Below are 3,529 nucleotides of genomic sequence, written 5' to 3'. Positions count from 1 at the left end.
GCCGTACTGGTTTAAAGTTAATCCACTATAAAAACAAAAATAGGTCGTCTGAAAACTCAAACTACGGAAAACATATGCGTTCACGAATCAAGCAAGGGGCACTTATCGTCGCATCCTCCCTCATTTTGGGCTTATCCCTCCACACCGCAGCAGCCGTCTTCAGCTGCCATTCCGGTAACAGCAAAATCTACACATCCGAACCATCGGGAAACTGCACAGGCGCGGATCTGCCCAAAATCAGCAGCCACCAAGGCGGTGCATACCGTCTGAAAATCAACAAATTAAGTAGCGATACCGAAGAAAAGGCAGCCAAGCCCAAGAAGGCGCGTTCAAAAGAAAAATCGCGGGAAAAAGCGCAAGAGCAAGAGACAAAGAGCAAAAACGCCAAATCACGCGCCAAAAAATCGGATAAAGCCGCAAAAACGTCGTCTGAAAACGAGTGAAGCAATTTTCGCTAAAGCGAATAAGACGGTTTGCACAGTTTGAAATTTATAGTGGATTAAATTTAAATCAGGACAAGACGACGAAACCGCAGACAGTACAGATAGTACGGCAAGGCGAGGCAACGCCGTACTGGTTTAAATTTAATCCACTATAAAAGTCAGCCGTCCTATTTGAGAGAATATGCTGGTATTGTTATACTATTACAGTTGAAAGCAATATCTATCGAACAATTACTTATTTCACATTACGACCTTACCATGAAACAATCATTCCACGCATTGGCAGCTTCATTGCTGATGTTTGCCGCCGCATCAGGCGCACAAGCTTCCTCTAAAATCTATACCTGCACAGTCAACGGCGAAGTTGTCTATACTTCGCGCCCATCCGGAAACTGCCATTCGGCAGATTTACCGACCATCGGCAAATACAGTAATGCACCTTATGATGCTGCTGCTGTTTTTCCTCCATCTGAATCTATTGAAGATCCTGTGAAAAAAGCGGATATTGTTGTTAAACCTGCTCTTAAAAATACTGCAAAAGCTAAGCCCAAAGTTGCGCCAATCCGTCCAGCTCCTATAGTTGCTGCAAGTCCTGTGCCCAAATCTTCCGGCAGCGCTAGCCGCCGTTCGATTTTGGAAACAGAGTTGAGCAACGAACGTAAGGCATTGGGCGAAGCGCAAAAGTCTTTGGCGCAAGCTCGCGTAGCAAAAGGAGGGCGTGTCAACCAGCAAGAGATTACCAGTCTGCAAAGCGCGGTACTCGACCGCCAGCAAAACATCCAAGCTTTACAAAGGGAATTGAGTCGGATGTGATACTTTGAGTGAATATCATTGTTTAGAAAGCAGTATGGGTAGGGTATTAAAAATTTTAATACGACAAAGAAAGGTCGTCTGAAAACGGATTTTCCGGTTTTCAGACGACCTTTTCGATTTTTTGCTTGTTTAAGGATAAGCAATATAAGCGTAAGCCGAGTGGTTGTGTATCGATTCGAAGTTTTCGCTCTCGACGATGAAGCTTTCGATGCGTCCGTCGGCAATCAGCGCGGTGGCTACGTCGCGCACCATGTCTTCCACGAATTTCGGGTTTTCATAGGCTTTTTCGGTAACGTATTTTTCGTCGGGGCGTTTGAGCAGGCCGTAAAGCTGGCAGCTTGCCTGTGCTTCCACGCAGTCGATGATTTCTTCGATACCGACTTCGGCGTTGGCGGTCAGGCTAACGGTAACGTGCGAACGTTGGTTGTGCGCGCCGTATTGGGAAATTTCTTTGGAACACGGACACAAAGAGGTTACGGGCACCATGACTTTCAAATTATGGCTGTATGCGCCGTTTTTGATTTCGCCCGTCAGGGTAACGTCGTAGTCCAGCAGGGATTGGATGCCGGAAACAGGTGCGGATTTTTTGCGGAAGAAGGGGAAGGAAACGCTGATTTTGCCGGAATGAGAGTTTAAAAGCGCGACCATTTCGGCGGTCAGTTTGTGCAGCCTGTCGAAATCCAAAGCCTCGGTTTGTTGCTCCATCAACGCCACGAAGCGCGACATATGCGTACCTTTTTGGTCGGCGGGCAGGAAAACCGTCATGGTCAGGCGGGCGACGGTGGATTGGCTGCCTTCGGCGGTATTCAAAGTAATCGGAAAGCGCAGGTCTTTGATACCGACCTGGTTAATCGGCAGATTGCGTAAATCTCGGCTGGATTGCACGTCTGCAATGGCGTTCATGCGTTGTTTGTCCTTAATTGTCGGATTGTTGGGGTGTGTGTCGTTTGGAAACGGATTCATGCCGTCCGTTTTGCAAATGCGAGATTATATCACTTGCAAACCGTGTCCGCATTGATTGTTTCTATTTTTCGGATAGTGATAAAATCCTGAATTATTCATATCTTTATAAGGTTGAACCGAGATGAAATTCGCCACCAAAGCCATCCATTCCAGCTACGATTGCGACGAACACAACCGCGCGCTGATGCCGCCGATTTATCAGAATAGTATGTTCGCGCTGCACGAAATCGGCGAGCAGGTTCCCTACCGCTATTCGCGCCTGAGCAATCCGACCCGTCAGGTTTTGGAAGACACGGTTGCTGATTTGGAACGCGGGGCGGCGGGTTTTGCCTTTTCCAGCGGTATGGCGGGCATTGATGCCGTGTGGCGCACATTCCTGCGTCCGGGCGATACCATCGTCGCCGTAGCCGATATTTACGGCGGCGCGTATGACTTGCTGGTTGACGTATATAAAGAGTGGGGCGTGAACGTCGTCTTTGCCGATTTGGGCACCCCCGACAGCTTGGACGAACTGCTTGCCGCGCACAATGTGAAACTGGTTTGGCTGGAAACCCCGTCCAATCCGCTTTTGCGGCTGGTGGACATCAAAGCGCTTGCCGCCAAAGCCCACGCAGCCGGCGCACTGGTCGGCATCGACAACACCTTCGCTACGCCGTATCTGCAACAGCCGTTGGAGATGGGCTGCGACATCGTGTTCCACTCCGCCACTAAATACCTTTGCGGCCACTCCGACGTATTGATGGGCATCGTTGCGGTTAAAACCAAAGAACTGGCGAAACCTCTGCACGACATGATGGTGCATACCGGCGCGATTGCCGGCCCGATGGACTGCTGGCTGGTGTTGCGCGGCATCAAAACGCTCGCCTTGCGCATGGAAGCGCACTGCAAAAACGCGCTCGACATCGCCCGCCGCCTCGAAGCCCATCCCGCCGTAGAAAAAGTGTTCTACCCCGGCCTGCCGTCTCACGAACATTACGAACTGGCGAAAACCCAAATGCCCAAAGGCATAGGCGGCGTGGTAACGGTTTATTTGAAAAACGACACGCGCGAAGCGGCAAACAGCGTGATTAAAAACATGAAACTGGTCAAAATGGCGTCCAGCCTAGGTGGTGTCGAAAGTTTGGTCAACCATTGCTATTCCCAGTCCCACAGCGGCGTGCCACATGATGTGAAAATGGAGATGGGCATCAAAGTCGGCCTGCTGCGCTTCTCCATCGGTATTGAAGACGCGGACGATATTTGGAACGATATTTCCAAGGCTTTGGATTCGACGTTGTATAGTCAATTAAAAACAAAATAGTACAATACTC

General features: G+C 49.6%; 4 protein-coding genes. 3 read left to right on the top strand and 1 reads right to left on the bottom strand.

Going from position 1 to position 3,529, the window contains the following annotated elements:
* Positions 1 to 74: 74 nt before the first annotated feature.
* Both HMPREF2954_RS00620 and HMPREF2954_RS00615 read left to right on the top strand, forming a co-directional pair.
* Entirely contained in the window at positions 75 to 443 is a 369-nt protein-coding gene (locus HMPREF2954_RS00620; protein ID WP_045075215.1) for a hypothetical protein, read from the top strand.
* 258 nt (positions 444 to 701) lie between these two features.
* The gene (locus tag HMPREF2954_RS00615) at positions 702 to 1,256 is read left to right on the top strand and encodes a hypothetical protein (protein ID WP_045075216.1); all 555 of its coding nucleotides are present in this window, start codon (positions 702 to 704) and stop codon (positions 1,254 to 1,256) included.
* A 129-nt stretch (positions 1,257 to 1,385) separates the two neighbouring features.
* Here HMPREF2954_RS00615 and folE2 read toward each other — a convergent pair whose 3' ends face one another.
* A complete protein-coding gene (gene folE2, locus HMPREF2954_RS00610; protein WP_040668752.1) occupies positions 1,386 to 2,159 on the bottom strand; it encodes a GTP cyclohydrolase FolE2 in 774 nt (257 codons plus the stop codon).
* Positions 2,160 to 2,340: 181 nt separating this feature from the next.
* Between folE2 and HMPREF2954_RS00605 the strand changes: the two genes are divergently transcribed.
* Positions 2,341 to 3,519 carry a trans-sulfuration enzyme family protein gene (locus HMPREF2954_RS00605; RefSeq protein WP_045075217.1) on the top strand — a complete coding sequence of 393 codons (1,179 nt, stop codon included), beginning with the start codon at positions 2,341 to 2,343 and terminating at the stop codon, positions 3,517 to 3,519.
* The last annotated feature ends 10 nt before the right edge of the window (positions 3,520 to 3,529 follow it).

The organism is Neisseria sp. HMSC067H09, from assembly GCF_001814135.1.
Classification (GTDB): domain Bacteria; phylum Pseudomonadota; class Gammaproteobacteria; order Burkholderiales; family Neisseriaceae; genus Neisseria.
Note: the sequence above shows the minus strand (reverse complement) of the source record. Positions and strands in the feature narration are given on the sequence as shown.

Bases quoted from the DNA above. Each gene is read 5' to 3' on its own strand.
- HMPREF2954_RS00620 (WP_045075215.1), top strand. From the start codon at position 75: ATGCGTTCACGAATCAAGCAAGGGGCACTTATCGTCGCATCCTCCCTC.
- folE2 (WP_040668752.1), bottom strand. From the start codon at position 2,159: ATGAACGCCATTGCAGACGTGCAATCCAGCCGAGATTTACGCAATCTG.
- HMPREF2954_RS00605 (WP_045075217.1), top strand. From the start codon at position 2,341: ATGAAATTCGCCACCAAAGCCATCCATTCCAGCTACGATTGCGACGAA.
- HMPREF2954_RS00615 (WP_045075216.1), top strand. From the start codon at position 702: ATGAAACAATCATTCCACGCATTGGCAGCTTCATTGCTGATGTTTGCC.